The 26,612-nt window shown below is 42.1% G+C and carries 21 protein-coding genes; 13 read left to right on the forward strand and 8 right to left on the reverse strand.

Annotation, left to right across the window (positions count from 1 at the left end):
• Nucleotides 1-1,071: an alanine racemase gene (locus tag RLN88_RS10835; protein ID WP_350221419.1), complete on the forward strand. Its 1,071-nt coding sequence runs from the start codon at nucleotides 1-3 to the stop codon at nucleotides 1,069-1,071.
• Between the two features lie 48 nt (nucleotides 1,072-1,119).
• Complete coding sequence (locus tag RLN88_RS10840; protein ID WP_350221420.1) at nucleotides 1,120-1,701, forward strand: EF-hand domain-containing protein; 582 nt, start codon at nucleotides 1,120-1,122, stop codon at nucleotides 1,699-1,701.
• Here RLN88_RS10840 and hutU read toward each other — a convergent pair.
• The 5 genes from hutU to RLN88_RS10865 all read right to left on the reverse strand — a co-directional run bounded on the left by hutU (nucleotide 1,698) and on the right by RLN88_RS10865 (nucleotide 9,826).
• Nucleotides 1,698-3,698 (reverse strand): urocanate hydratase, encoded by a 2,001-nt coding sequence (hutU, locus tag RLN88_RS10845; protein WP_350221421.1) that lies wholly within the window; start codon nucleotides 3,696-3,698, stop codon nucleotides 1,698-1,700. The genes RLN88_RS10840 and hutU overlap by 4 nt on opposite strands.
• A 9-nt stretch (nucleotides 3,699-3,707) precedes the next feature.
• Nucleotides 3,708-5,288, reverse strand: coding sequence for a histidine ammonia-lyase (hutH, locus tag RLN88_RS10850; protein WP_350221422.1), 1,581 nt, complete (start codon nucleotides 5,286-5,288; stop codon nucleotides 3,708-3,710).
• A 64-nt stretch (nucleotides 5,289-5,352) separates the two neighbouring features.
• Nucleotides 5,353-7,293, reverse strand: a complete 1,941-nt coding sequence (locus RLN88_RS10855; protein ID WP_350221423.1) for a BamA/TamA family outer membrane protein — start codon at nucleotides 7,291-7,293, stop codon at nucleotides 5,353-5,355.
• 60 nt (nucleotides 7,294-7,353) lie between these two features.
• Entirely contained in the window at nucleotides 7,354-8,568 is a 1,215-nt protein-coding gene (locus RLN88_RS10860; protein ID WP_350221424.1) for a hypothetical protein, read from the reverse strand.
• Between the two features lie 100 nt (nucleotides 8,569-8,668).
• Nucleotides 8,669-9,826: a hypothetical protein gene (locus RLN88_RS10865; protein ID WP_350221425.1), complete on the reverse strand. Its 1,158-nt coding sequence runs from the start codon at nucleotides 9,824-9,826 to the stop codon at nucleotides 8,669-8,671.
• 150 nt (nucleotides 9,827-9,976) lie between these two features.
• Between RLN88_RS10865 and RLN88_RS10870 the strand changes: the two genes are divergently transcribed.
• The 4 genes from RLN88_RS10870 to RLN88_RS10885 are packed head-to-tail and all read left to right on the forward strand — an operon-like array spanning nucleotide 9,977 to nucleotide 15,429.
• Nucleotides 9,977-10,492, forward strand: coding sequence for an RNA polymerase sigma factor (locus tag RLN88_RS10870; protein ID WP_350221426.1), 516 nt, complete (start codon nucleotides 9,977-9,979; stop codon nucleotides 10,490-10,492).
• Between the two features lie 51 nt (nucleotides 10,493-10,543).
• Nucleotides 10,544-11,470: a FecR family protein gene (locus RLN88_RS10875; protein WP_350221427.1), complete on the forward strand. Its 927-nt coding sequence runs from the start codon at nucleotides 10,544-10,546 to the stop codon at nucleotides 11,468-11,470.
• Between the two features lie 5 nt (nucleotides 11,471-11,475).
• Nucleotides 11,476-14,007 carry a TonB-dependent receptor gene (locus RLN88_RS10880; RefSeq protein ID WP_350221428.1) on the forward strand — a complete coding sequence of 844 codons (2,532 nt, stop codon included), beginning with the start codon at nucleotides 11,476-11,478 and terminating at the stop codon, nucleotides 14,005-14,007.
• A gap of 45 nt (nucleotides 14,008-14,052) precedes the next feature.
• Nucleotides 14,053-15,429: a hypothetical protein gene (locus RLN88_RS10885; RefSeq protein WP_350221429.1), complete on the forward strand. Its 1,377-nt coding sequence runs from the start codon at nucleotides 14,053-14,055 to the stop codon at nucleotides 15,427-15,429.
• Between the two features lie 10 nt (nucleotides 15,430-15,439).
• On the opposite strand, the gene RLN88_RS10890 is transcribed toward RLN88_RS10885, so the two are convergent.
• From RLN88_RS10890 to RLN88_RS10900, 3 genes are all read right to left on the reverse strand, one after another.
• Nucleotides 15,440-16,942 carry a tetratricopeptide repeat protein gene (locus RLN88_RS10890; RefSeq protein ID WP_350221430.1) on the reverse strand — a complete coding sequence of 501 codons (1,503 nt, stop codon included), beginning with the start codon at nucleotides 16,940-16,942 and terminating at the stop codon, nucleotides 15,440-15,442.
• 93 nt (nucleotides 16,943-17,035) lie between these two features.
• Nucleotides 17,036-17,878, reverse strand: a complete 843-nt coding sequence (locus tag RLN88_RS10895) for a hypothetical protein (RefSeq protein ID WP_350221431.1) — start codon at nucleotides 17,876-17,878, stop codon at nucleotides 17,036-17,038.
• A 134-nt stretch (nucleotides 17,879-18,012) separates the two neighbouring features.
• Entirely contained in the window at nucleotides 18,013-18,387 is a 375-nt protein-coding gene (locus RLN88_RS10900) for a DoxX family protein (protein ID WP_350221432.1), read from the reverse strand.
• A gap of 300 nt (nucleotides 18,388-18,687) precedes the next feature.
• On the opposite strand from RLN88_RS10900, the gene RLN88_RS10905 reads away from it, so the two are divergent.
• The 7 genes from RLN88_RS10905 to RLN88_RS10935 all read left to right on the forward strand — a co-directional run bounded on the left by RLN88_RS10905 (nucleotide 18,688) and on the right by RLN88_RS10935 (nucleotide 26,599).
• On the forward strand, nucleotides 18,688-21,684 hold the full coding sequence (locus tag RLN88_RS10905) for an AsmA family protein (RefSeq protein ID WP_350221433.1): 2,997 nt from the start codon (nucleotides 18,688-18,690) through the stop codon (nucleotides 21,682-21,684).
• Nucleotides 21,685-22,007: 323 nt separating this feature from the next.
• Nucleotides 22,008-22,307, forward strand: coding sequence for a helix-turn-helix domain-containing protein (locus tag RLN88_RS10910; RefSeq protein WP_350221434.1), 300 nt, complete (start codon nucleotides 22,008-22,010; stop codon nucleotides 22,305-22,307).
• Nucleotides 22,308-22,562: 255 nt separating this feature from the next.
• The gene (locus tag RLN88_RS10915) at nucleotides 22,563-22,760 is read left to right on the forward strand and encodes a hypothetical protein (RefSeq protein ID WP_350221435.1); all 198 of its coding nucleotides are present in this window, start codon (nucleotides 22,563-22,565) and stop codon (nucleotides 22,758-22,760) included.
• A 1-nt stretch (nucleotide 22,761) separates the two neighbouring features.
• Entirely contained in the window at nucleotides 22,762-23,277 is a 516-nt protein-coding gene (locus RLN88_RS10920) for a hypothetical protein (RefSeq protein WP_350221436.1), read from the forward strand.
• Nucleotides 23,264-24,511: a VapE domain-containing protein gene (locus RLN88_RS10925; RefSeq protein WP_350221437.1), complete on the forward strand. Its 1,248-nt coding sequence runs from the start codon at nucleotides 23,264-23,266 to the stop codon at nucleotides 24,509-24,511. Before RLN88_RS10920 ends, RLN88_RS10925 begins: the two co-directional genes overlap by 14 nt.
• A gap of 30 nt (nucleotides 24,512-24,541) precedes the next feature.
• On the forward strand, nucleotides 24,542-25,399 hold the full coding sequence (locus tag RLN88_RS10930) for a trypsin-like serine peptidase (protein ID WP_350221438.1): 858 nt from the start codon (nucleotides 24,542-24,544) through the stop codon (nucleotides 25,397-25,399).
• 435 nt (nucleotides 25,400-25,834) lie between these two features.
• Nucleotides 25,835-26,599: a hypothetical protein gene (locus RLN88_RS10935; RefSeq protein ID WP_350221439.1), complete on the forward strand. Its 765-nt coding sequence runs from the start codon at nucleotides 25,835-25,837 to the stop codon at nucleotides 26,597-26,599.
• Nucleotides 26,600-26,612: the final 13 nt, after the last annotated feature.

Genomic DNA, 26,612 nt, shown 5'->3' on the forward strand with positions numbered 1-26,612 from the left:
ATGGCCTACATCGAACTATATAAGAATAAACTGAAGAAGAATTATCAATTCCTGGACAAGCTATTCAGGGAGAATGAGATTGAATGGGCAGTGGTATCCAAGCTCCTCTGCGGAAATGAAAAGTACCTTCAGGAGGTGATTAACCTTGGAGCGAAGGAAATATGCGATTCCCGCATTAGTAACCTGGAAGCTATCAAGAAACTCAGCCCGGAGGTTCAAACCGTTTACATCAAGCCACCAGCCAAACGAAGCATCCCCCGGCTGGTGAAATATGCAGATGCCAGCTTCAATACAGAATACAAAACCATCAAATGGATATCAGATGAAGCAGTGAAGCAAAACAAGAAGCACAAGGTGATCATCATGATCGAGTTAGGTGATCTGCGGGAAGGAGTGATGGGGGAGCACCTAATGGACTTTTATGAGTCAGTATTTAACCTGCCAAACATCGAAGTGACAGGAATTGGGGCCAACCTGAACTGTCTGTATGGGGTAATGCCATCAGAAGATAAACTGATACAACTCTCACTTTATGAGCAACTTATTGAAGCTAAGTTCAACCGAAAGATCCCCTGGGTAACCGGTGGCACCTCGGTGGTCATTCCTTTGATCTTCAAGAAGCAAATACCAAACGGCATCAATCATTTTCGGGTTGGTGAGACACTGTTTTTTGGGCTCGATCTCTTTACGCAGGAAGTAGTTCCCGGCATGGAAGGAGACGTTTTCAAATTACATTCAGAGATCATTGAGATCACTGAGAAGCCTAAGGTTCCGATCGGATACATGGAAGCCAATCCATCAGGAGAAGTCTACAAAATCAATGAGGAGGATTATGGAAAAACTTCCCACCGGGCCATTCTGGATATCGGTTTGCTTGATGTTTCGGCGGATTTTCTGATTCCGGATGATGATTCCATTGAGATTACGGGTGCAAGCTCAGACATGCTGATTGTGGATCTTGGTGAATCCAGCAGCAAATACAAAGTGGGGGATCTGGTATCCTTCAAGCTGAAATACATGGGAGCGCTCAGCATCTTCAATTCGGACTACATTGAGAAGCGGGTGGTTTAAGAAATTGGAATAACTTTCTACTTTTGCCAGAAAACAGCTCAGTCAAAAATGTCGGCAGAATTTCAACGCAAGAAGTTAGGATACTTTTTCAGAATCCTTGATTTGAATAGCAACGGATGTCTCCAGATGGATGACTTCTCTGAAATGGTAGAAAAAGTGCGCGTACGGCTTAATTATGAGCCTGGAAGCAAGGAACATAAGCGCATCACTGATAAGGCCGTCAAGCTGTTTAATTCGCTCGTTAAGGACATCAAGCCCTTTAGTTTCAATCAGGTAACCGAAGATGAGTGGGTTGATTTCTTCCTGAAAAAGGTGATTCTCTCAGGGGATGAAGACACGCTGGATGATTATAAAGAGCTGATCTTCAACTTTATGTTTGATTTCTTTGATCAAAACCGGGATGGATTCATCTCCAAGAAGGAATACGAGGATTTCTACGACATCTTCGGTATTGACAGGGCGTATTGCGACAAGGCGTTTAGCCTGCTTGACAAAACACAGAACTACAAGCTTTCCAGGTATGATTTGATGACAGCTGTGGAGGAGTTTTTTGCCTCGAGCGATACCACGCTTGGTGGAAACTGGATTTTTGGAAACTGGGAATCAGAACCGCACGTAGCAGAACTCTAATCCAGATCATTTAGAATGTTGTCATCCACCAGGTTTGGAAGGGTGACTTTCAGCTCGGGTGTTCGTTCCATCTCCCGCCTGATGGCAAACAGGGCTTCATCGTTTCTCGCCCAGCTTCTTCGGGCAATCCCATTATTTACATCATAGAAAAGCATGCTTTTCAGCCTTCTGTCGGCCTCTTCAGATCCGTCCAGCAGCATCCCAAACCCGCCATTGATCACTTCACCCCAGCCAACACCACCACCATTGTGGATGGAAACCCAGGTAGCTCCTCTGAAGCTGTCTCCGATCACGTTCTGAATGGCCATATCTGCCGTGAATTGGCTTCCATCATAGATATTGCTTGTCTCCCGGTAAGGCGAATCTGTGCCACTTACATCGTGATGATCCCTACCCAGCACAATGGGAGCGGAAATCTCTCCGGATTTGATTGCCTGATTGAAGGCCTCTGCAATTTTTGATCGGCCTTCCGCATCGGCATAGAGGATTCTGGCCTGCGATCCTACTACCAGCTTGTTGCTATCTGCTTCCTCAATCCACCGAATGTTGTCCTGCATCTGCTGCTGGATTTCGGGGGGCGATTGCGCTTTGATCTCTTTCATGACTTTCAAAGCAATCTGATCAGACTTCCTAAGGTCTTCCGGGTTGCCAGAAGTACACACCCACCGAAAGGGGCCAAATCCATAATCGAAGCACATGGGGCCCAGGATGTCCTGCACGTATGAAGGGTATTTGAAGTCAATGCCATTCTCAGCCATAACATCCCCGCCAGCTCTGGATGATTCCAAAAGGAAGGCGTTTCCATAGTCAAAAAAGTAGGTTCCCCGATCGGCATGCTTATTTACTGCAGCGGCGTGGCGTCTCAGCGATTCCTGAACTTTGGCTTTGAAGCCCTGCGGATTGTTTCGGATCATGTCATTGGATTCTTCAAAACTTAACCCCACAGGATAGTAGCCACCTGACCAGGGATTGTGGAGTGAGGTCTGATCTGAGCCAAGTTCGACCAGGATGTTCTCTTCGTAGAACCGCTCCCACACATCCACCACATTGCCCACAAAGGCGATGGAAACCACTTCATGGCCTTCCTTGGCTTTCACTACCCTGGATACCAGCTCATCCATGTCTTCAATGATCTCATCCACCCAGCCCTGATCATATCGCTTATGGGCAGCATTCGGATTTACCTCGGCACACACAGTGATGCATCCTGCAATATTCCCTGCTTTGGGCTGAGCACCACTCATGCCGCCAAGACCGGCCGTTAAGAAGATTTTGCCGGCAGGAGAGACCCCTGGTCCAAGCTTTTTTCGGAATGCATTCATCACGGTGATGGTGGTGCCATGCACAATTCCCTGTGGGCCTATGTACATGTATGAGCCAGCCGTCATTTGCCCGTACTGCGTGACACCCAGGGCATTGAACTTCTCCCAATCATCTGGCTGTGAATAGTTCGGGATCATCATGCCATTGGTTACCACCACCCTCGGTGCTTCCTTGTGGGAGGGAAAAAGCCCCATCGGATGACCGGAATACATGTGCAAGGTTTGTTCATCGGTCATTGTGGCCAGGTACTGCATGGTGAGCAGGTACTGGGCCCAGTTTTGGAATACTGCTCCATTGCCTCCATAAGTGATCAGCTCCTCCGGGTGTTGCGCTACCGCAGGATCCAGGTTGTTTTGTATCATGAGCATGATAGCTGCAGCCTGCCTGGATATAGCCGGGTATTCGTCAATGGGTCTTGCATACATGTCATAATCAGGCATAAACCGATACATGTAGATGCGACCGAAATCATTTAGTTCAGCGGCAAACTCTTTGGCTAATTCCCTATGCCATTCAGAAGGAAAGTAGCGGAGCGCATTTCGAATTGCAAGTTTCTTTTCATCCAGTGAGAGAATGTCTTTTCGTTTAGGAGCTCTATTCACTCCTGATTGGAGTGGTTTGCTAGCTGGGAGTTTAACAGGTATTCCCTGAAGTATTTGTTCTTGAAAAGTCATTTTTTGAGATTAATACTGATCAAATTCAGCGCTGAACTCGGTTTGTAAATCAATGCCATGGTAGCTTGCTGCTTCTTTGGCCACAGCTACCAATTCTTTATTCTTCACCATTTCCACAGCGGTTTGCATCATTTCATTCATTACCGTGTCTGCTTCAAGATGCGCTATCTTGGATCGGACGTAATCATGAATGGCCGTCATTATTTTACTGGATTTCAATGGTCGGTGAAAGTCCAGGGCCTGAGCAGCACAGAAAATCTCCACTCCGATAATCTTTTCTACGTTTTCAATTACACGAAGGGCTTTTCTACCTCCAATGGAGCCCATGCTTACATGATCTTCCTGTCCGAGTGAAGTGGGTATGCTGTCTGCACTAGCCGGGAAACAAAGCCCTTTGTTTTCGCTCACAAGTGCAGCGGTGGTATACTGGGGAATCATAAAACCGGAGTTGGTGCCGGTCTCTTTCAGCAAAAGTTTTGGCACTCCCGGCGTATCACCCTCAAGCGACAGGTAAATCCTTCGATCTGAAATATTGCCCAATTCAGCAGCTGCAAGGCATGCATAGTCCAAAGGAAGAGCCATAGGCTGGCCATGAAAATTCCCACCGCTGATGGTATGGTCCGCACTGAACACAATCGGATTATCTGTGACCGAGTTGATCTCGATCTCCAGCATTTCTTTTACATGAAGCCAGGCATTGCGTGAAGCACCGTGAACCTGGGGCATGCATCTCAGTGAGTAGGGATCCTGCACTCGGGCACAATTAGCATGGGAGTGAACCACCTCAGAATCCGCAAGCAGTTTACTAATATGCTGAGCCACATGCCTGCTTCCTTTGTAAGCTCGTATTTCGTGTAGTTCTCGAGAAAAGGGCTTGACGGAAGCAAGCAATCCCTCAATCATCATTGCGCCGGAGATGTCCGCATGAGATAGAATATTTTGTAATTTTTCTACAACCTTCACTGCATGAGCGGCAATGAACTGGGTTCCGTTGATTAACCCCAAACCTTCTTTTGCACCCAGTTCAATAGGTTCCAATCCTTCCTTTTGAAGCAAGGAGGCTGTATCTGTGTAGTTTCCATCCACGTGTACTTTTCCCAGGCCAATCAATGGCAGAAAGAGGTGAGCCAAAGGTGCCAGATCGCCGGAGGCACCCACTGAGCCCTGCTCTGGCACAAGCGGAATAATGTCTCGGTCTATGTGGAAAATGATTCTATCAATGGTAGATTCTTGTACGCCTGAGTATCCTTTTGCCAGTGCATGCACTTTAAGGATCATCATCAGCTTGGCAATTTCATTTGTTATGGGGTCGCCCAAGCCCACTGCGTGGCTCATAAGTAGGTTTTTCTGGAGCTTGCCTGTTTCCTGTTTTGATATTTGGGTAGTACAAAGTGGGCCAAATCCGGTGTTTATTCCATACACAGCCCGATCCCCATTGGCGATGGTTTTTACATCTTCGGCACTTCTTCGAACAGCTTGTCTTGCGGTATCAGAAAGAATGCCTTTGGTCATGCCTTTTGCGATGGATAAAGCAATGCCTGCAGTCAAATGATCTTCTCCGTAGTGAAATGTGGCGGGGTGCTCTGACATACTAAAGTTGTTGAGGCAACAAAGTTAATATTGTCCGTTTGCTTCTAGTCTATTTCCTCAGGGTTTAATCAAACCCTACTACCGTAGGTTTAGCAATATTGGGGCTTTTGAAAAACTGAGGAGTTGAAAGGGACACTTTGAAGTAAAATAACTGCCCCTCGGTGGGAGTATTTGGAACCAGCGAAACCCTAAATTCGAATGTGTTAAAAACCAAACTTTCATTTCGAATCCTCACACCGCCTCCCATGGTATAGTAAGTGTTGCTGTATGGGTTGAAGTTACGTGATTCGCTCACATGACCCACTCCAAGGTGAGCGTAGGTAGCGAATCGGAATCCATAAAAGTACCACGGCTGAAATACTACATATTCGGTTGTCAAGGTAAAAAGCTTGTTTCCGCTGATTTGCCTCCCTTCAATGTTTCTGATTCTGTTTTCCCCGTCTAGCGATTGGGAGAGTGGGATGGAGAGGTCGTCTCCGTCGAAGTAATGGAATCTGGTAAAAAACCTGGAATAGGCAGCTCCCAGATCAATGAGAGGAGTGAAGTGGCGTCCATCCAGCTGGGTCACACGATTGTTTTTACGGCCATCCATTTCATAATATCCTGACTCCAGATTAAGAAGGAAGTAGCCGGCTGTTTTATTGTAAGTCGCATAGATGGTACGGAAGCCCCGATAGTCTCTCTCACCAAACTCTGTCCAGTCTTTTCCAAACAACACCGAATAGATGAACCCAACCGGGACGTCCTCCGTGATGTTGAATGATAGGACATTTTTGGTTTTGAGGTAATTGATTTTGCTGTAGGAAAGCGCCCCAATGAGGAAGTGGTGATCATGGTAAATATCATTGCTGTCTGCTGCAACCGGGGGTCGTTCGGAGAAGTTGTCGTGCTGAATCCTTAAAGCCGGGCTGATGTTTTTTCGCTGACCCAAAAAGAAGGATCTGGCGGCCCATAGGTCATAGCTTTTCCGATCGATCTTGAAGTCAGTTTCATAAATAGAGTCGGCAAATTCTAGGTCGGCAATAGGCTGCACATGCTCAATGGTAGCTTCCCCATAATATTTGATCTCTGGAGAGATGAAATCCCTTTTGAAGGTGATTCCCTTGCTTTTGCCCAGGTAATTGTTGGAACCAAACACCGTACCGTCTATAAATGTATTTTCTATGTTCCTCATTGTGAAGTGTGCATCGAATCCATTTATTGGCAGCTCTTCATCATTTCTCAGATACGCGACCCCAAATTCATTTCCAGTGCCAAGGATGTTTTGATTGGTAAAACCCAGTCTCAATGCGTCATTGCTATTAACGGAGGCATCCACAGCCCATGGAAATCGATCTTTAACTACCACAGTGGCTTCTACAGTGCTTAGGTCTTTAGGATTTATCCTCAAAATAATTTTCGCATCTTCAATGTATGTAAGTGATCGGATGATACGTTCCGTGTCAGCCATTTTGTAGGCATTCACCTGATCGCCAACCTTGAATAGAAGGTGCTTAAAAATCACCTCTTTGGTTGTATTGTTATGCAGTTTGTTGCTCAATTTTCCAATGGTGGATTGAGATTTAAGTGTTGTGTCATTGACAGAGCCGCCGAAAAGCTCTACCGGAACATAATTGATAGAAGCAATGGTCTTTCCCTCAAACCCTTCGAAGAATGACTCACTTCTCACAGGGTCCTCGCTTAGGGAATTGTCCGGTGGCCGGTTGGTGATCAAAAGGTGGTAGAGTTCTTTGGTGATCCTGCTTCGCTGGGCTACTGAGTAGACGGAATCATAAAAACCATCAGACAGGATGTATTTGTTGTCGTAGACCTGATACTCGGTTTCCTTTGGGAGAAGTACCGTTGTATCATTTTTGGCTATCACTAGTGAGTCAGATACCACCAGAATCTGATTCTTCTTGAGGCTAATAGTTTTGGTTTGGCCTGATGAAGTGATGGAGTAAAGGCAAAGGAAAACGATAAGAGTTTCTTTTAAAAATCTTATCCATAGCTGATTATTACCCATTCTGGCAAGTATAATTCAAGAAATGAATCTGTAGAATTTTATCTGGCAGAATGATCAATTCTAGTTCACTATGATCTCCTCACATACTTTAGAGACAGTGGAGCATCCATGCACCTCTGCTTCAAGACATACATTGTACGTTCCAGGATCAAACTGGTATCCAAACTTGTTGTCGCCTCCCTCGAGTTCTTCCTCAAAGAAGATCAAATCCTGATCCTGGTAAATGGCCCAAGTGTAATCTATCTCGTCCTTTCTATCGAAAGTTGCTATGAATTGAATTGAATCTGCTTCTATTGGATTTACCTCGATGGATAATATAGGACATGGATCTACCACTTCCAGTGTGGTACAATATGATGTTCCGGCAAAGCAATCAAATTCAGGCGCTTGAGTTTTGATGCAGATTTCATAGGTACCCTCATTAAATGTTTCTTCCAATTTGAAATCTCCGTCTACACCGGCACCATCTGTTTCTACTTTGATTCTATCAATGTACCAGTCAAATGACTCGAGTTCATCTATCCCCGGGAAGTCTGCTTCAAAAACATACCTTGTATCTTCAGCCCAATCAATACTAAAGAAGAGTTGTGGACAACTATCACACATATCAAAGACTTCAAATAGCTCAAAGTCATTATTGATAAGTAGTTTTTGATCTTTTGAAAAACTGTTGATTTCCAACGGATAGACAAAGACAGGCTGTTTGTCAAACCCCTGTTCAAATTCGAAATCAAAATAATCTCCAAGTGAATCTATTTTAACCTGACTACTATCAGTTGCAATCATTTTTATGGGATAGGCAAAATCAAAACACTGAGTAAAGTATTTGTCGAATTCATCTCTTAAAGTGAGGAGACCACATTCATCAAGCAATTGTGTTAGCTGAGACTCACTTTTAATGGATTTCACTGTTCCTGCCTTTGAAACCAGTATTGGAAACTCCACTTTATTGATATGAATATTAGTGTTTACATCCTCAGTAATTTCTTGCAATGCCTGGTAGCTACCTACAGTTATAGTAATGTCATTATTGAATCCCAACTCAATTGGATAGAATAAAGTAAAGCAATCCTGATCCTCTGAGAGTGTATTGTTTTTAACAGATCGTAATAGGGAGATAATGGCAGTACTCTGGGAGAATGAGGTGAAATCAGGTTCTTCTGGAAAGTCAATTGCATCATCATTGATACACCCACTGAGCAGTAGCATAAGGCTAAGGAGCCCTATTTGAAAAAGGGTCTTCAAGAAGATCCATACTACTACATGTTTATTCATGGGTTTATCCACTGGAAGAATTTTAAAATTAAGGGGTTAAAAAGGAAAAAAAGAAACCGCCCGATTATTCGGGCAGGTTTCTATCGACCAACCTAAATAGTTATGGGATTGAATACACATTGCATACCTGGCTTTCTACACAGCCACTGTATTGCTTCAAGCATATTTCATATTCCACTCCTTCCTCAAATTCCCAGTAAAAGATGTGGTCATCTTCACTTCCAGCTTCACGCACCTCTGACCCCTGAAAATCGTCATTGATAAAGATTTTCCAGATATAAGTTACATCATCTCGCTCTTCAAAATCTGCAATGAATTTGTAAATATCAGTGGTATCAGTTTCCACTAACTCTGCCGAATAGGAGAGGTCTACGCACGCTACTTCCTCTATGACGATTTCTTCACAATACTCTACATCATCGCATCCATCCTGACTGACAACCAAGCAAACATTGTAAGTTCCTGAATTGAATTGCCAGATCAATTTCTGATCGGTCATTCCATCTTTATTTTCATGCTCTACCAAATCATCATTTACGTACCAATCGTAAGCCACATGCTCTTTCCCTTCAAAGTCTGCATAGAAGTAGTATGTCATTGGGTTATCCTGAACAGCCTCAAAGTGTACTTCTTCCGGGCACACCATTTCTGCCACAATAGTTTTGCAATACTCTACTTCACCACATTCATCATTTTCAGCCTTTAAGCAGACTGTATGCTCTCCAGCAGAAAAATCCCAGATCAGGAAGCTTATTTCATTGTCGATAATGGTATCAAGCAAAACAAGATCACCATCAACATACCATCCATATTCGATAGCTTCAATTTCATCTACTGTGGGAATAAACTTGAATTCGTTAGCACTAAGTTTGTCTACCTCAAACTCAAGACCAAGACAGGTTTCTTCACTTGGGTCGTTGATCACAAACTCGCTGCACCCTTCAATACGTTGATCACAGTTCTCAAATTCTGCCACCACGCATACTTTGTATTCTCCGGGTTCAAATTCCACCGTAAGTGCTGTGACAGTGGAATCAAGTTCTCCCGCATCAAATGACTTTACCAACTGATCATTTACATACAGGTCAAATGCGACTTTCTCCAGTCCGGAGGCAGAGATGTGTGCTTTCATGTTTGCACTATCTATCTCAACGTTTACATCCACGCCGGGACATGGATTTTCTTCGGTTTCACAGGCGCTAATTAGCAAAGCAGTAAAAATTACTGTGGCAATGCCATACGATTTCAATAATCTCATGGGTGTTCGTTTTTAGTTTCAACTTTTGTGTGAGGGAGTTTCCCTCGATTGGTGATGAAACGCAGCAGCATCAGGAATACCCTACCCCCTCCCGGAGAAAAAACGACTGGTTTGAGATCATGGAAAAATCGGATAGTTTTAAAATCTGTAATGTCTGAGAGAAAAGATCCTTTGTGTGAAGAGGCCAGATTTGATGCCTTCTATCGTGATCATGCGAAATCACTTCGAAATTTCATCTATTACAAGTTTGGGGATGCAGAGCAGTCAGACGATGTAGTTCAGGAGTCATTTATACGCTTGTGGAAGAATTGCACAAAAGTCACTTTGAATACTGCCAAAGGTTTTCTTTACAAGATTGCAATCAATCTAAGCACGAGTCTTAAACGATCAGAAAAAATTCACCTCAATTACAGAGGGCAAGCTGTAAAGGTCGAACTTGATCAAGAGTCCCCAGAGTATGTGATGCTGGAAAAGGAATTTATGGACAGGCTCACAGATGCAATTGCGTCTCTTCCAGACAAGCAACGAGAAGTATTCCTCATGAACAGGGTGGAGAAGAAGACCTATAAGGAGATGGCAGAACTATCGGGAGTGTCAGTTAAGGCAATTGAAAAATCAATGCATAAAGCACTATTGAAACTAAGAGCTAAAATTGGTGATGTCTAGGGGGTAGGGTAAAACAATAGCGCATGCGTTTGTGAAATAAGAAATAGAAATATGAGTAGCAAGTTTAATGATGATCGGTTCCTGGCAAGGTGGCTTAACAACGAGCTGACTCCTGAAGAACTTTCTGAATTTCAGAATAGTGAAGACTATGCTACTTACAAGAAACTGATAACTGGTGCTGAAGCTCTACAGGCCCCTTCATTTGACGAAGAGGCTCTTTTGGCTCGGATAAAATCTCAGCAGAAAGGGCGCTTGACAATAACGAAACGAAAGGTCAATTATATGCGCTATGCAGCAGCTGCAATTGTACTATTTGCTGCTGGTCTTATTTTCTACACTACCAGGCTCACCCCAGATATCAAAACCATAAGCAGCGAAGTAGGTCAGCGGCATACATTCAATCTACCCGATGGCTCGGAAGTGGTACTAAATGCCAACTCCTCACTAGCCTATTCTGAGGATGAATGGGAGGATGATATAAGGAGTGTGCAACTGGAAGGAGAAGCCTATTTCAAAGTTCAGAAGGGAAATACTTTTTCTGTGAAAACAAATGCGGGAACGGTCTCGGTGCTAGGAACCCAGTTTACAGTTAGGGATGTCTCTGATTTTTTTGAAGTAAAATGCTTTGAAGGGAGTGTAAGGGTAGAAAGTGATGGAGATGTAGAAATATTAAAACCTAAGAAGGCAGTAAGAAGAATCGGTAAACTACAGCTTGTGTCTCGTGATATTCTTGGCTTATCACCTGAGTGGCTGGATGGAAAAACTACGTTTGAAAGTGTGCCAGTTAGTCAAGTGCTGGCCTCATTGAAAAATCAGTACAATGTCCGTTTTTCGGGAGACAACATTGATGAGAATCTGCTCTACTCAGGGACGTTTCCTCATGATGATTTGGATCTTGCCTTGAAAATCGTTTTTGCATCGTTGGGGCTCGACTATGAGCTTAAAAATGACGAAGTGGTGATCATAGCTCGCCCATAGTTTTTATGAAATACCGCTTGCTAATCATTATTTGGTTGCTATCCAGTGCTGTATTAGCTCAGGAAGGTTCTCTAGTGCCTGATAGTTTGAAATCTTATTTGTCGTATCTCTCTGAAAGGCACAACGTTCAGTTTTCTTATCTGGATAGGACAGTAGAGGGAAAGTTGATTTCAATTGATACAACGGCAAATCTTACTTTGACAGATGTGCTTCCCTTGCTGGAGCAGCATACCCGCTTAAGATTTGAGAGATTGACGGATGATCACGTTGTGGTTCGATCCTTTGTTGATTCAGACCTTGTTTCATTATGTGGTTACGTCAATGATTATTCAGGTGAGCCAATGATAGCAGCTACCGTGAGCTATTCCTTAAAAGATGGTGTGTTTACTGACCAGAGTGGCTATTTCAAATTTGATTCCATACCGTACGGTGCTCGACTTACCATCAGGTCAGTGGGATATCAAACTAAGCATCTAAATGTAAAAGAACTATCTTTTTCAAACTGCCCCAAATTCAAACTGGGCGAGTCAGTCAATGTGCTGGACGAAGTGGTAGTGAGCAATTACCTCGCAGCAGGTATACATAAAAATCTAAATGCAGTAAAAATTGATCCGGATGAATTAAAAGCCCTCTCAGGATTAGTGGAGCCGGATTTATTGCAAAGTATTCAACAAGCCCCTGGAGTAAATAGTCCGTATGAAACAGCCGCTGGCTTGCACGTAAGAGGAGGGCTACCGGATCAAAACTTGGTACTATGGAATGGAATCAAAACGTACAACCAGGGTCACTTCTTTGGGATGATCTCAGCCTTTAATCCATACATTACCGATAAGGTTACTTTCATTAAGAGCGGAACAAGTGCGAGATATGGGGATCGGGTTTCGTCAGTAATAGATATCGCCACCGGAGATGAGCCGTCTGATCGTATTTCCGGAGGAGCAGGAACCAATATGATCTATGCGGATGGCTTTGTGAACTTGCCACTAATATCATCTAAGTTGTCGCTTCAGCTTTCGGCTCGTAGGTCTTTTTCCGATGTATTTGAAACTTTCACCTACAATCAAATGGCGGATCGAGTATTTCAAAATACAAAAATCAGCGAAGGCTCTTCTGTGAATCAACAGTCTAACAACCGATTCTTTTTCAATGATTTTACCTCCAATATCATATGGCAGTTAAACAAAAATAATAAGCTGTCAATCAATGCTTTATACAATAAGAATGATCTGGACTTTCAGTCCATCAATATGGACATAAATCAGTCGTATAATGACATGTTGCTAAACGCTAATGAAGGATTGGCTGTCAACTGGAAAAACGCTTCAGCCCCATGGAGTTTTGACATGGACGTTAATTATGCCAAATACATTCTTCAATATGATTTCATTGTTTCGGATGACGATACTGTCACCAGGTCAAGCAAAAAAAACAGAGTGAGGGAATCCGGTGCTCGCCTGAATGGATCATATATATGGAATGATAAGCATCGAATAAGTCTGGGATATCATTTTTCACACAATCAAACACAATACGCTTATGAGACATCAGGTAGTTCCTATAACCTTGTTTTGGACGCAGATAATACCACTATTCAAACTCACTCAATGTTCACAGAATATATATTCACCGACGATGAGTTTCATATTCAGCCAGGCGTCAGGTTAAATCATTATGCAGAATTAGGAGAAACTTATGTAGAGCCTCGATTGTATATGCAGAAATCACTCACCAGACATATTTCAGTTTCTACGTCAGGAGAGTATCGAACGCAGGTAGCAAGTCAGATAAAGGAGTCGGTTGTAAGTGATCTATCACTTGAGAATAAAGTGTGGGCACTTGCTTCCAGTGACCGATTCCCGGTGATCAGGAGCCACCAACTGACGCTCGGTGCAGCATTCAAAAAGAAGGGCTGGCAAATAGATCTGGAGGGATACCGCAAGAAGGTAATAGATGTGACCACTTTGATATTTGGTTACCTAAATCCTCAGGACAATGAATTTAGATCGGGAGACAGCAGGATTTGGGGAGCTGATCTTTTCATAAAGAAGCGATGGACGAGCTATGAAAGCTGGATAAGCTATTCGTATGTCCGTACAGAAAATGCTTTTACTGGCCTTAACAACAATGAACCATTTCCTGGAAGCTGGAATATTGAGCACACGGTGCGCTGGACTAATAACTATACGGCGGGTAAGTGGAGTTTTTCACTTGGCTGGATGTGGCACACTGGAAAATCCTACACGGATGTAAGCGATGAGGGGGCAGAAGGGCCAGTATCTATAGTATATGGAGCTTTAAACGGAAATAACCTTCCTGTTTATCACCGGCTGGACTGCTCTGCACTTTACGAATTCACTGCCAGAAAAATCGATCACATTCGCTACCGAATAGGGTTATCAGTGATCAATCTGTACGATCGGCGAAACCTGCTCAATCGCGAATTCAGAACAACACCTTCCTTGGATAATGAGCTTATAGATACCCGAGTGTATTCATTAGGAATCACCCCGAATCTGGTTTTTAGAATCTTCTTCTAGCCACAAAATGGATATAAATAGGAATCTACTTAGTTTTATCAGACTATGTCAGTAGAACCTAATCATCGCATCATTCCTAAGTGGCTAGAGGAGCTTCAGCAGCGGAGCTGGGAGCCGGAAATCCTTCTTTCAGGGATCGTGCTTTATGGAATGTTTAAAGTACCCGATCTGCTCGATGGCTTCCTTGCGTATTTCAAGCTGAATATTTTCGGCAATTCACAGGATATAGATAACATGGTAGCTCTCTTCAAGATGGGAATCTACTGGCTTATTACCGGTCTGATTCTTCATTTAATCTGCAGAGGGATTTGGATTGGCATGGTTGGCCTTAGCTATGCATTCCCAAAAGGTATCCGGCATGACAGGTTGAATTACCACGGAAGGTTTCAGGAGAAGGTGGGCCGGACACCTTCGTATGAAGAGATCGTGATCCGGCTGGAGAAGATAAGCAGCTCATTGTTTAGTATTTCATTTATGCTGTTCATGAGCCTGATAGGGGGGTACTTGTTCTTTTTGATCCTTGTGATACTGCCTTTTACTATTGCCTACCTGGTTTTTGATATGGGGTTTCAGGGGGTCTATTTTGACATCTTTCAAGTCTATGTTCTAATCATGGTTGGGCTTGGTTTGATTGCCCTTCTTGATTTTATCAGCCTGGGTTATTTCAGAAGGTTCAAAGCCTTTGCTAAAATCTATTGGCCACTGCACAGGGTTGTGAGCGTGCTTACATTGTCGCGTTTTTATCGCCCCATTTACTATGGTATCGTTACCAACTTCAACAAATGGTTCCTTTTCGCTTTCCTCCTTTTTTTTGCTCTCGTGAGCATTTTTGGTGCAGGGTCCATTACTGATTCTACCTATTCGGGCGACTCCTTTAGTCAATTGGAACTATGGGAAAATCGGCGGGGATTTATGTCATATTCGGGAAACTATAATGATCAAAATGAAGGACGTCCATCAACGCGAGCGTCGATTCCATCAGACATTATTACCGGGGATGTTTTGCGATTGTTTGTTGTTGCCAATATTACAAGTGAGGACGTGATGCAGGAATTTATGCCATTGGATTCTCTAAAAGAGGCGCATCCTGATACCACTGCAGCGGCCCTGAAATTAATGATCGCTCAATCGTATTTCAAGATTCAGCTCGACGATAAGCCAATAGATGCAGACTCCTGGCTTATGCACTATAATACCCATACCAGACAAAGGGGATATCTTGTTTATCTCAACATTGGTGAACTGGGGGAGGGGACGCACTGGGTCAAATTGACCGGTCCGGGTGGAAAGTACAATTACGTGTATACCGAGATTCCTTTCTACCGGGATATCGCTTTTGATCCGGTAAGTCGACCAATGCAAAATGAGAATAAGCAGGAAGAACCTGATTTTCAACCCAAGCCATTTGGGATAAGGGATTAGACGCTATTCGCTAATTCACATCGCTTAGCTTTTCATTGATATCCCTAAGGGCCTGATCCAGCTCAGTGGCAGATTTGTGGATGTTTTCGTTGATAAAGTCAAGATTCTTTGTGTCACCAGGCTCATACAAATCGACCAAGCCAAGAATACGGGCCAAAGGAGCACGTATGATGTGTGAGTTTGAGGAGAGGTACTCTTTTAGTTGCTGATTCCTACGTTTTAGCTCTTCCGTCCGGCGACTCACCACAGTCTCCAGGTTGTTGTTCATAACGATTATCTCATGATTGGCCCTTCGCAATTCTTCTGCCTGGGATTCTATTTGTTCGTTGAGCTTTCGGAGTGCCTCGTTGGCCTTTCGCTTGCGAATAAAATTCAGGTAGATGAGGTAGGTAATCAGGATCATGACGATCAGGCCAACGATCAATGTATTCCGAATCCAAATGGCATTTGCCAAGACTCTTTCGTTTTCAAGCTCGGCTTTGCGCCTTTCCACCTCATCCTTAATTCGTCGTTGGTTAAATTCATATTCAGCCTCCTGAAAGGCCATTTGCTGCGCCAAATCCCGATTGAAAAGTGAATCATTTTCGGTTTTGAACATCTTATAATATCGTAAAGCTCCTTCAAGCTTACTCTGTCTTTCATAGGCAATGGAGAGCTGCTCTGCCGCATCTCTTCTTTCTGATCTCATACCAGCTTCATTGGCAATTCTAAAAGCTTCTTCAAAGCTGGATTCTGCCCGATCAAAATTTTGCTGTTGGAGATATGCTTTGCCCAGGTCTATCAGGCTCAGGGCTGTAATGTACTGGTTTCGGTATTTTCTGGCCCTGGCAAGCGATTCATTCAGATAGATAAAAGCGGAATCCAAAATCCCCAGCTGCACAAAGACACTCCCAATATTGTAAATGGGGTAGACTTCTTTCTCATAATCATAGAGCTCCTGAGCCCGATCCTGTGCTCTACGGAGATAATCGAGCGCAGCTTCATGCTTGCCTTGCATCTTATATATGTATCCAATATTGTTAAGGGAAGTACCCTCACGGTCATAGTCTTTGAGTTCAGCATACATGATCGCAGATTCTTCATAATGCTCCAGCGATCTTTCAATATCATCAATTGCTCCATACAACCTGCCTATATTATTGAGGCATGAGGCAATCTTGCCCCGATCATTCAGGGATTCGTAGATGGTTTTTGCCTCTAGATAGAGCTGCAGGGAAGGGTAGAAGTTGCCCATATTCGTATGAGCTATTGCCTGCCGCATCTTAGCATCTGCCAGTCCCAGGGGATAGTCATGCTGCATGGCCAGTCCCTCAGCCTGCCTTCCATATAGGAGACTGCTATCTGGGCTGGAGACTCTAAGTGAAAATGATAAAGCGTTTAGTGCGTCTACTTTAACGATCGGATCCCTATGGTTTTTAATAATGCTTATGAGGCTATCCGTTTCTCTTTGGGGATAAAGAGTAAGAGACAATAATAGGGTAGCGCACGATATGAAAATCTTAACTACTGGCAAGTTGGAAACGATGATGGAAGAATAAATTAATCAAAAACACCAAAGTGTGCAAAGCGGAGGATGTTTTTTAAGCGAATGATAATTAATTCTTCTTTAGGTATTCATCCATCTCCACCATTTGCCAAGCCAGGTCTTAGGTTCAGGTGTATGCCCATTTGAAGTTTGCTGGTTCTGCTCCTCAGGTGCATTATGGATTTCTCGCTTCTTATTGATTGTTTCCGTATTTTGAAGTTTTTGTTTGTAATGTTGGGCTTTAAGCTCCTTCAGTCGTTGTGCTTCCTGCTCCTTTCTGAGCTTTTCCCGACGAGCCTCAAATGCTTCTTTCTTTCTTTTTGCTTTCAATCTTCGCCTTTCCTTCTCCTCTTCACTTAGCTGGGAGCGCAGGTTTTTATGAGATTGAAGCTTTTGCTTATCCTCTGGTTCTGTTTTTTTCTTTGGTTCCGGGAGTTCTACTTTGCCCAAAACTTTAAGGCCCGAGAGTTCTCTTTTTGATGCCCGGATCAACTTGATTTTCTCGAGCTCTGAAGAACCCTCATCAGATTCAAGCATCTCCAGAAGTTTATCCGTTTCAATGATTTCCTCATCAGAATGCCTGGGATTGAGAGCTTCTTGTTGGGGCACTACTAAATCCTCAGCTTCTAAATTGTCTTTTGGCGATGAGAGTTCACCTTCCACAGAGGCAATGTCATCTTCGGGCGTCTCTGCCCTCAACTCAGGAGTAGGGAGCTCCTCTGGTTTTTCCTTGATTTCTTCGTTGGCAGCTTCTTCCTTGATGGGATCAGAAGGGAGGATTTCGAAATGATTTAGCACCTTTGACTCAATGGCATCATAGAGCTTGACATTTGGGTGGAAATTTTCTCCAACTTCTTCATGAAGGTAGTCAATGATTTCCTGTACCGGTATATTGTATTTTCTGGCGAATTGTCCTAGTCTCATGATTTTGATCAGGTTCGCCACAAAATTATTCTTATTTGACCTTTGACGAAGGATTACTTCTCTTTTGTTAAAATCAAAAAAAGGACAAACCTACAGGCCTGTCCTTCTTCCTTATGATTTATTCCTATCCTAAATTATTTAATCATAGGCATATACTTTTCCTTGTTATCAAAAATCACCCAGACAAGGATGAGCGCAAGTATGTAGGGGAGAGGATTTGGATCTCCCAATGTGATGTGGTGTAGTACAATTCCTGTCATCAAGGGTGTGAGTACTACAGCTCCTAAAGCTTTTGTTCTCGGAAAGACGAAAAGTACTGCGCCAATGATCTCGAATGTAGCGATCAAAGGCATCAGCCAAGTTATGGTCATCATTGCACCAAACATCTCCATCACTCTGGGAGGTAGATCCTCCGGGATAGGGATGTAATTAAAGAACTTGTTTAGGCCTCCGTTTAGGAACATTAGTCCCATAAGTAACCTCAAAACAAACTGAATCTTGTTTTTCATATGTTAGGTATTTGTGTTTATCGAAGTATTGTAATTCGCTCGATGAAATATGATTGAAATTGGTAACCCTATTGCAAGGATTATAATTCCCCATTAGAATACGATTCCAAAAATGATGAATAAGACCAGAAGTGATAGGGTATATAAACGACGATTCGAAGGGGAATTTGCGACATTGGTCTATGGGTAATCTATTTGTATTTAGATGTCTATATTAAATATTTAAGGTATCTGCATGGTTATTGAATCATGTTGTTAACTTCATAGAAGATTTTAGCTTCTGTTTAATCCAGATTGATAATGGCTGTTAGGTTTAAGAAAATCATTAAAAGAGTACTTCTCGTTTTAATTTCTATTGTCCTGGTTTTGGCACTTGCCATTGGAATTCTGATCAACTTCATTTTCACACCAGAGAAACTTACTCCCAGGGCTGTCTCGATAGCCAATGAATATATCGAGGGACGGTTGGACTTAAGCCGTGTAGAATTAACATTTTTTTCCAGCTTTCCGGAGTTGAAATTAGAGATAGGGGAAGGACTTCTAGTTTCGCATCAGGGTGATTCACTATTATCATTTAAATCGATAAGTGCCCTGCTATATCCAATGTCCATTTTATCTGGTGAGGAAATTCACATCAATGAATTAACCATTTCTGAACCCATGGTCTTTGCAGGAATCAATGAGAATGGGGATCTCAACTGGTCCATTTTTGCTGACTCTGTTGCAAGTGAATCCGAAGACCCTCAAGATCAATCGGCAAGCATGGAAGACATCATTATTGAGAATATTCAAATAAGGAATGCGGCTGCAAGGTTTGAAGATTTAACTACCTATTTCAAAGCTGATATCGAAGATTTTGATATCATTGGGGACGTGCTTTACTCGGCAAATCAGCTGGATTGTGATTTGGAAGTGAGACTAAAAAATCTTTCTCTAACCCTTGAAGATCAACCAATCGTAAATCCAGTCTCCCTCACGCTTACATCGAGAAACAGGATAAATCTTGAGCAAAACAGAATCGTGATTGATACGGTACACTTGCTGGTAAGTGATCACGAGCTGCAGGTAGAGTCCAAAGGAGTGGTTGAATTGGATTCAGCTGGATCTGTTGTTGTGAATTTGAGGAACCGACTATTTACATCCAACATTATCGAGGCGCTTGATTTGATTCCGCTGAGATACATGAACCTGGAAGGGTTTGAAGGGAAAGGGGAAGTGGATTTAACAGCAAGTATCGATGGGAAGTATGATGAGAATAACTTTCCGCTGGTAGTCCTTGATCTGGCCATTACCGGGGGGGAGGCATCCTACAAAGATTTCCCCAAGAAAATAGAGCTTTTTGAAACCAAGATCGGATCGCGCATAGACTATTTGAATAAGGCGTCATCATCTATAGATCTTGACAAGTTAAAAGTGGTTAGTGATGGATTTTCTATTGATTTAAGCGGAAGATTTACACAGATATTGACCAATCCACATGTGGTTTTGCAAGGCAAAGGCAAGTTGTCTTTTGAAGATCTACTAGCGACGATTCCAATTGAAGATTTGAAAGCGAAAGGGAAAGCTGAGTTTGATTTGGGTACTGATCTCTTTCTTGAAGACATTGTCAACTATGATTATGGCAAAATCGGTGTATATGGAAGCTTTGCATTAGCCAATATTGATCTCAATTATAAGAATGATAGCATAACTTTTGTTTCCACAGACTCCAAGCTTACGTTTGGTCAGGAGCAGAACGCAACCAAATTAGGACAAGAGAATGCCAGATTATTGAGCTGCAAAATGGTTTTTTCCGATTTGAATATGAAAATCCAAAATGTGGCAGATATAGAAACAAAAAAAATACGGATAAATGTAAAGACCACCCCTTTAGAAGATTCTACTGCCATATCTCCTGTACGAGCCAACCTATTCTTGGCAAAGGGGACAGCTACTCTTGGTGACACGCTAACCTTCACTGGAAATAAGCTCAAAGGATATGTGTTTTTAAAATCAACAAAAAATGATCCCGCGATCCCTGTTTTTAAGTCAGCTTTTTCAGGAAGTAAGATTCGGGTAGATAGTGGACCAAACTATGCTGCATTGAGAAACTTCAATTACGAATTCAAGTTCGTGAAACGCGAAGATCGATGGCCCATCAATGGCCAATTACAATTTGAAAAATTGAACCTTTTTACGACAGCATTTCCTCAAAAAATATCAATAGAAAATACAAGCATAGGTGTTATACCAAAGCAGCTTACACTTGATAGTGCACGGGTCAAAATAGGGAAATCCTCCATCAACCTATCAGGTAAAATTTTCCAACTTCAGAAGACCATTTTTAACCAGGAATCCCTCAAAGCAGAGCTAAATGTTTCATCTGACTTTGTGAATATCAATCAGCTGACGAGGATTCTCGACAAAGCTGCTGAAATCGAGGAGAATGGTCAATTACTCGCATCTGACACCTTAGACATTGCCTCCGATACCTTGATCATGAAGACTTTTGTGGTGCCGGATAATTTGGATTTTAAGTTGAAATTGAATCTTAAAAAAGTGCGATATGGCGATCTTGTGCTAAGGGGCATGAGGGGTAATGTCATTATCAGAAATCAGATGATTCGATTGAAAAACCTGCGAATGAAAACAAAAGCAGCAGACTTATGGACCAATGCGAAATATGTGGCGAGAAGTGAAAAGAAGGCCAGAGCAAACTTCGACATCAAACTCACAGATATCAATGTGGTCAATCTGATGGAAGTAATGCCATTTATGGATACACTTCTGCCAATGGCCAAAGACTTTGAAGGAATTCTGAATATTGGAATGGTGGGTTCTGCAAAAATAGGGGAACACATGAGTGTGGATGAATCGAGTCTGCAGGCTGTGGCGCGATTGGAAGGTCAAAACTTAGTACTACTTGACGGTGAGACTTTCCAATATTTAGCAAAGACGCTAAAATTCAAAAACAGAGAAAGAAATATTCTGGACACACTTGCTGTAGAAATGGCTATGGAAAACGGAACCTTAGAGATTTTTCCATCATTGGTTACAATGGATCGCTATAAGGTAGCAGTGGGGGGTATCCAGAATCTGGATCTGACCTATAATTATCATATCTCAGTCCTTGAGTCTCCATTGCCTTTCAAAACAGGTATAGACATTTTTGGTAAGGCGGAAGAGTACGATTACAAGATCACCAAGGCAAAATACAAGTACATCTTTTCTGATAAAGAAAAAGATACGGACAAAGTAGACCAGGACATGATTAAGAGGAAGAATGATATCCTGAAGAAGATTCAATTTGATGATTAGCTCACTTTCCGATACAGCAATGGCAATTTATTTCTAATCAATAAGTTAGCTGTAAAGGTGCACAATTGGGGTACAATTTTGTTCTTGTTTTTAACTATTTTTCTTTGTTTTTGCTTGATTTGAGCTAATTTTAGGTCAAAAATCGGGACAATATTTGAAGTTGGACAATATGTAATTTTTGACCTCCAATTTAAATATCCTTATTGCCAATTATTGCCCCTTAATAAGGTTTATTGCAGCTCATTGAAACATACCATATCCTAGTTGGAATCTGACTCGTTCTTAAATCGAATATTGCTAACGAAATCAAAATGAGTTAGCAAATGGAAAACCCTTTTAATGAATTAAGCGAACGATTGGAAAGAATTGAAAACCTTCTGACTGATCGGCATGAAATGAGAGTAGAGCCTTCAGAGGATGAGCAAGACAAACTCTTGAATGTAAAGGAAGCTGCGGCCTTCCTTGATGAATCTGTGGCCACTCTCTATGGCCGTACTTGCAGGAACCAAATCCCATTTTACAAGCGTGGAAAGAAACTCTATTTCAAAAAGGCCGAGCTATTGGCTTGGGTAGAGAAAGGCCGGAACAAAACTGTTGATGAAATCCAGGAGAGTGCTAGGTAAATTCTGATGCTATTTACCTCTTTTCAATCTCTGAGTCAGGTGAAGTTTGATTGCTTTTAATGGTGAATATATTAGTATAGGATCAATTGATACCATTTGACGGTTCAATGTTAAGGTAATGTTACCATTCATCTTAATTTAATAGTGATCAATCAACTTTAGTTGAGTTTGGTGATTACCTGCCTTGAGTGGGTTGAAAAGCCTCTTTTTTCTCTTTAAGATCACAATTCGAAACCAAAAGAATAGCTAAACAAAATGAACGAATACAATCAAAAGATATGGCCAATGACCTTACACCAGCTGGCCGGCTCCTACAATGTGAGTAAGAAGGTTATGAGTAATTGGATTAAACCATTTGAAGCCCAGGTGGGTGAACGAATTGGTAGGCTCTACACACCGAAGCAAGTAGAGACTATTTTCGAAGTGTTGGGACCTCCACCGAATATGGACTAAAATGGATAGTCTGGAAAGAGCCAATCAGAGATTTGAGACAGCCGTTAAAAAGCTGCAGCAAAACCTTCAATATCTGGCTGATCATGACAAGGTCAGTGATCGATTCTTGAAGATGCAAAACACAATCATTCGAGCACTGATTGACTACCATCATGAGGTCAATGATACGCTTCAAAAGATGGAGGAATTAGGTATTGAAGTCTCCTTAAAGGGAGCAGAGGAATACCAGGAACTTATAGAAACCAAAGAAAAGTTTGAGGCGCTGTGTATTATTCATGGAATCATGGACTTTCAAAGCTGGATGGTTCGTGGAAAAAGCTACCTGATTGATGAAGCTGTGGAGCATCATAGAAATGGGGAGGTGCAATTGCCTTATTCAATTATGAAGCTGGTCTGGAGAATGTCTGAACAGGATAGAGATGCTTTCTGGAGAATCATTAGAAAGTACACTAAGGATCGATGGCAAATGAAAATTGAGGAAATCTTAAAATCAAAGAGTGTGTATGCTAGAGCATGAGGAAATCCAAAAGGGTGATAAGCCTTCAAAAAAGCATACGATACTGGAGGTTAAGGATTATCTCGATCTTCAGTACGAGTTCCGGAGGAACGAGCTCACTCTAGAACTAGAATACCGATCCCTTGAGGAGGAGCTTTTTAAGGTGTTGGACGAGGCAATGATCAATTCGATTTGGATTGATCTGCAGATTGATGGGTTTAAGATTTCAGATACACTTCTGATCAAGATACTTAACTCTAAGCTGGTGGGATCTCACCATCCATTGAAGCAATATTTTAAGACACTCCCAAAATATGATGGCAAAGATCACATCCAGCAGCTTGCAGATTCTGTGGTGGTGAGTGAAGATGGTGTGGAGGACATCAAGGTAAGTGATCTTTGGAAGCCGTATCTGGAAAAGTGGTTGGTGGGCAGTGTGGCCACCGCCATTAACCGAGGAACGAATCATCTCTGCCTGATACTTGCCGGTGGTCAGGGAATAGGAAAGACCACCTGGCTCAATAAACTCTGTCCTAAAGGAATGGGGGAGTTCCTGGTCTGTTCTCATATTAACCCCTCACTTACTGACACAACCACAGCCAACTACCTTGCAGAAAAGTGGTTCATGAATATTGATGATCAACTGGAAACAATATTTGGTAAGGACTTCAATGCGATGAAGGCAATCATAACGGCCTCTGATGTTACAAATCGTAAGACCTGGCACAGATTCACCCGTAAGCGTCCGAGGATTTGTAGCTTCATGGGAAGCGTAAACAACACGCAATTCCTCACAGACACAGAAAATAGGCGTTATCTAGTCTTTCAAGTGCAAGATATTGTACTTGATGCTAAAGTGAATATTGATATGGTGTGGAGTCAGGCGCTGCACCTCCTCAACCAAAAGTATCCTTACTGGTTTAATAGAGAGGAGATGGATGTTCTTAATAAAGTAAATAACCTTTATCGTCAAACGACTCCAGAAGAGGAGTGGTTGGTGCGATTGTTTGAGCCTTGTGAGCCAACTGATCAGCGCGCTTCATACCTGATGCCTTCTGAGATTCTCACTCAGATGAATGCCTTCTCAGGCATGAAGTTGTCAATCAAAAAACTGGCTATGGCCATGGACCGGATGGGGTTTGGAAAGAAGATCTCCAAGCGAATCAATGGGCAGCCCAGGAATGTTTATCCTTTGTTTAAGCGAACCGAGATGGATGAACAAAGGCTTCAAGATGAGATCCGAAATTCATTGTAATTGATAGATCAATTTTCTATATTAAATACAATGGGTAAGATCATTAATACAACAGATTACTTACAATCAATAGTTAATAATATTTCGAGGGAAGTATTTAATTATACTCCACAACTATACCTCAAAAAGAAAGGGCAAGATGAAAATATAGATGTTCAAGCAATTGCAAGCGGTGTTTTAATTACAGCTGACAGAAGATATTTCTTATTAACTGCCGGACATGTTATTGAAGGTCGTGATCCCGAAGATTTAGGAATTTTAGTTGGCAATACCTTCAATATTTTAAATGGAAATATTAAATATGTTAATCCCTACTTTGATTCTGTTTCCTTCAAGACGGATATTGCTATTTGGGAATTAGATGAAAACGTTGCGCAATCATTGACTCCTACCTATAATTTTTTGTCATTGAATCAAATTGATTTGCATCACAGCCCTTTGATAAAACCACAGTATTTGATTGTTGGGTATCCATGGAAAAAGTCGAAAGCTAACCCAATTAAAAGGAAGATTAAGGTTAGACCATTCGTTTTCCTTACAAAACAATCGCAGCCTGATGTTTACAAAAAAATAAAGCATGAATTTCATTCAAACTTAATTCTCGAATACAAACAGAGACAAATAAAGGAATTTGGATCTGGCATTGTCAAAAAAGGAGTCAATCCAGAAGGAATTAGTGGTTGCGGAGTATGGTTTATTCCTAAATTTATTAGTACTGAATCAGTTCCTGAATTCAAATTAGTAGGAATAATTATAGGTCAAGACCAGATTAAGCGCAATATAATCTCTACTAGAATTCACTTAGTAACTGAGGTACTTAGAATTCAATTTGGTTTAAATATCCCAGCATCTTCTATCACGAGAATAGATATTGACAACATGAGCTAGTATTCACTTGTAGTAACTACATTTTATGACATTTGAATATTGAGCCTCCTCAGGGAGGCTTTTTTGTTTTTGCTGATAATCAACGGATTAGTTCCTTCCCCGATTAGATCACTTTATTGATTTATTCTTCTAACTACATAACTACAATAGAATAAAGTATTAGTGTTCAATGGATTAGAAAAATCCTGATGTAGTTAGGTTGTAGTTGTTGTATTCAATGTAGTTGAGTAGTTGGTATTAATACTCTATCTATACTTTATCCCAGCCTATGCTATGCAGCTTCGGTACACAGGCCAGATTTCTGAGGCACTGACCATTTCATCTTAGTGCTATTTATTGCTACTTATTGACCCACTGTGTTACCAACCTGTTGAGTTTCGGGAAGGTAGGTCAGGCCATCATCACAAATTGGTATGAAACAAAACTTATTGCGATATGGCAAGACAAAAGGGAATTATCAAATTGGAAGGAACCATCGGGGATGTGTCCTTCTACAAAAGCAAAGACGGCTACCTGGCCCGTGAAAAGGGCGGGGTGGATGCCGAGAGGATCAAGAATGATCCTGCGTTTCAACGAACCCGTGAGAATGGGTCTGAGTTTGGTCGAGCTGGCAAAGCCGGTAAGACATTGAGGACAGCTTTGAGGCTGCTCATTCAAAATGCGTCTGACAGTAAGGTGGCCAGCCGCCTGACTAAGGAAATGATGCGGGTACTCAAAACTGATGCAACCAGTAACAGGGGAGAACGAACTGTTTCCGGAGGTGAACAAGCCTTGCTGAAAGGGTTTGATTTCAATGTGACTGGTAAACTTGCGGCTACTTTGTATGCTCAATATGAAGTTGATCTTGATCGAGCGGCCGGTACTTCAAGTATCAGCTTTGATGACTTCATTCCTGCTAATACCATTGCATTTCCAGGTGGAGCTACTCATATGAAACTGGTGGCTGGTTTGGCTGAAGTTGATTTCATCAATGAAGCGTTTCTTTTTGAGAGAGCGGAATCAGGGATGATCGTGCTCGGTCAGGATCCGGTTCAAGGTTTGAGTTTGGATGCAGCATTTACTGCTGACTCTGCGCTTGATCTTTTCCTTGTATTGGGGATTGAGTTTTATCAGGATGTCAACGGCAATATGTATCCATTGAAAAATGGCTCATACAACCCATTGGCTATTGTGGCTAATGAGAAGTTCCTGCAACCCTAGATGAAAGTTAATC

Origin of the sequence: Ekhidna sp. (assembly GCF_040223195.1) — a bacterium.
Classification (GTDB): domain Bacteria; phylum Bacteroidota; class Bacteroidia; order Cytophagales; family Cyclobacteriaceae; genus Ekhidna.

Excerpts from the sequence above, each read along its gene's own strand:
- RLN88_RS10835 (WP_350221419.1), top strand. The coding sequence starts at position 1 with ATGGCCTACATCGAACTATATAAGAATAAACTGAAGAAGAATTATCAA.
- RLN88_RS10840 (WP_350221420.1), top strand. The coding sequence starts at position 1,120 with ATGTCGGCAGAATTTCAACGCAAGAAGTTAGGATACTTTTTCAGAATC.
- hutU (WP_350221421.1), bottom strand. The coding sequence starts at position 3,698 with ATGACTTTTCAAGAACAAATACTTCAGGGAATACCTGTTAAACTCCCA.
- hutH (WP_350221422.1), bottom strand. The coding sequence starts at position 5,288 with ATGTCAGAGCACCCCGCCACATTTCACTACGGAGAAGATCATTTGACT.
- RLN88_RS10855 (WP_350221423.1), bottom strand. The coding sequence starts at position 7,293 with ATGGGTAATAATCAGCTATGGATAAGATTTTTAAAAGAAACTCTTATC.
- RLN88_RS10860 (WP_350221424.1), bottom strand. The coding sequence starts at position 8,568 with ATGAATAAACATGTAGTAGTATGGATCTTCTTGAAGACCCTTTTTCAA.
- RLN88_RS10865 (WP_350221425.1), bottom strand. The coding sequence starts at position 9,826 with ATGAGATTATTGAAATCGTATGGCATTGCCACAGTAATTTTTACTGCT.
- RLN88_RS10870 (WP_350221426.1), top strand. The coding sequence starts at position 9,977 with ATGTCTGAGAGAAAAGATCCTTTGTGTGAAGAGGCCAGATTTGATGCC.
- RLN88_RS10875 (WP_350221427.1), top strand. The coding sequence starts at position 10,544 with ATGAGTAGCAAGTTTAATGATGATCGGTTCCTGGCAAGGTGGCTTAAC.
- RLN88_RS10880 (WP_350221428.1), top strand. The coding sequence starts at position 11,476 with ATGAAATACCGCTTGCTAATCATTATTTGGTTGCTATCCAGTGCTGTA.
- RLN88_RS10885 (WP_350221429.1), top strand. The coding sequence starts at position 14,053 with ATGTCAGTAGAACCTAATCATCGCATCATTCCTAAGTGGCTAGAGGAG.
- RLN88_RS10895 (WP_350221431.1), bottom strand. The coding sequence starts at position 17,878 with ATGAGACTAGGACAATTCGCCAGAAAATACAATATACCGGTACAGGAA.
- RLN88_RS10900 (WP_350221432.1), bottom strand. The coding sequence starts at position 18,387 with ATGAAAAACAAGATTCAGTTTGTTTTGAGGTTACTTATGGGACTAATG.
- RLN88_RS10905 (WP_350221433.1), top strand. The coding sequence starts at position 18,688 with ATGGCTGTTAGGTTTAAGAAAATCATTAAAAGAGTACTTCTCGTTTTA.
- RLN88_RS10910 (WP_350221434.1), top strand. The coding sequence starts at position 22,008 with ATGGAAAACCCTTTTAATGAATTAAGCGAACGATTGGAAAGAATTGAA.
- RLN88_RS10915 (WP_350221435.1), top strand. The coding sequence starts at position 22,563 with ATGAACGAATACAATCAAAAGATATGGCCAATGACCTTACACCAGCTG.
- RLN88_RS10920 (WP_350221436.1), top strand. The coding sequence starts at position 22,762 with ATGGATAGTCTGGAAAGAGCCAATCAGAGATTTGAGACAGCCGTTAAA.
- RLN88_RS10925 (WP_350221437.1), top strand. The coding sequence starts at position 23,264 with ATGCTAGAGCATGAGGAAATCCAAAAGGGTGATAAGCCTTCAAAAAAG.
- RLN88_RS10930 (WP_350221438.1), top strand. The coding sequence starts at position 24,542 with ATGGGTAAGATCATTAATACAACAGATTACTTACAATCAATAGTTAAT.
- RLN88_RS10935 (WP_350221439.1), top strand. The coding sequence starts at position 25,835 with ATGGCAAGACAAAAGGGAATTATCAAATTGGAAGGAACCATCGGGGAT.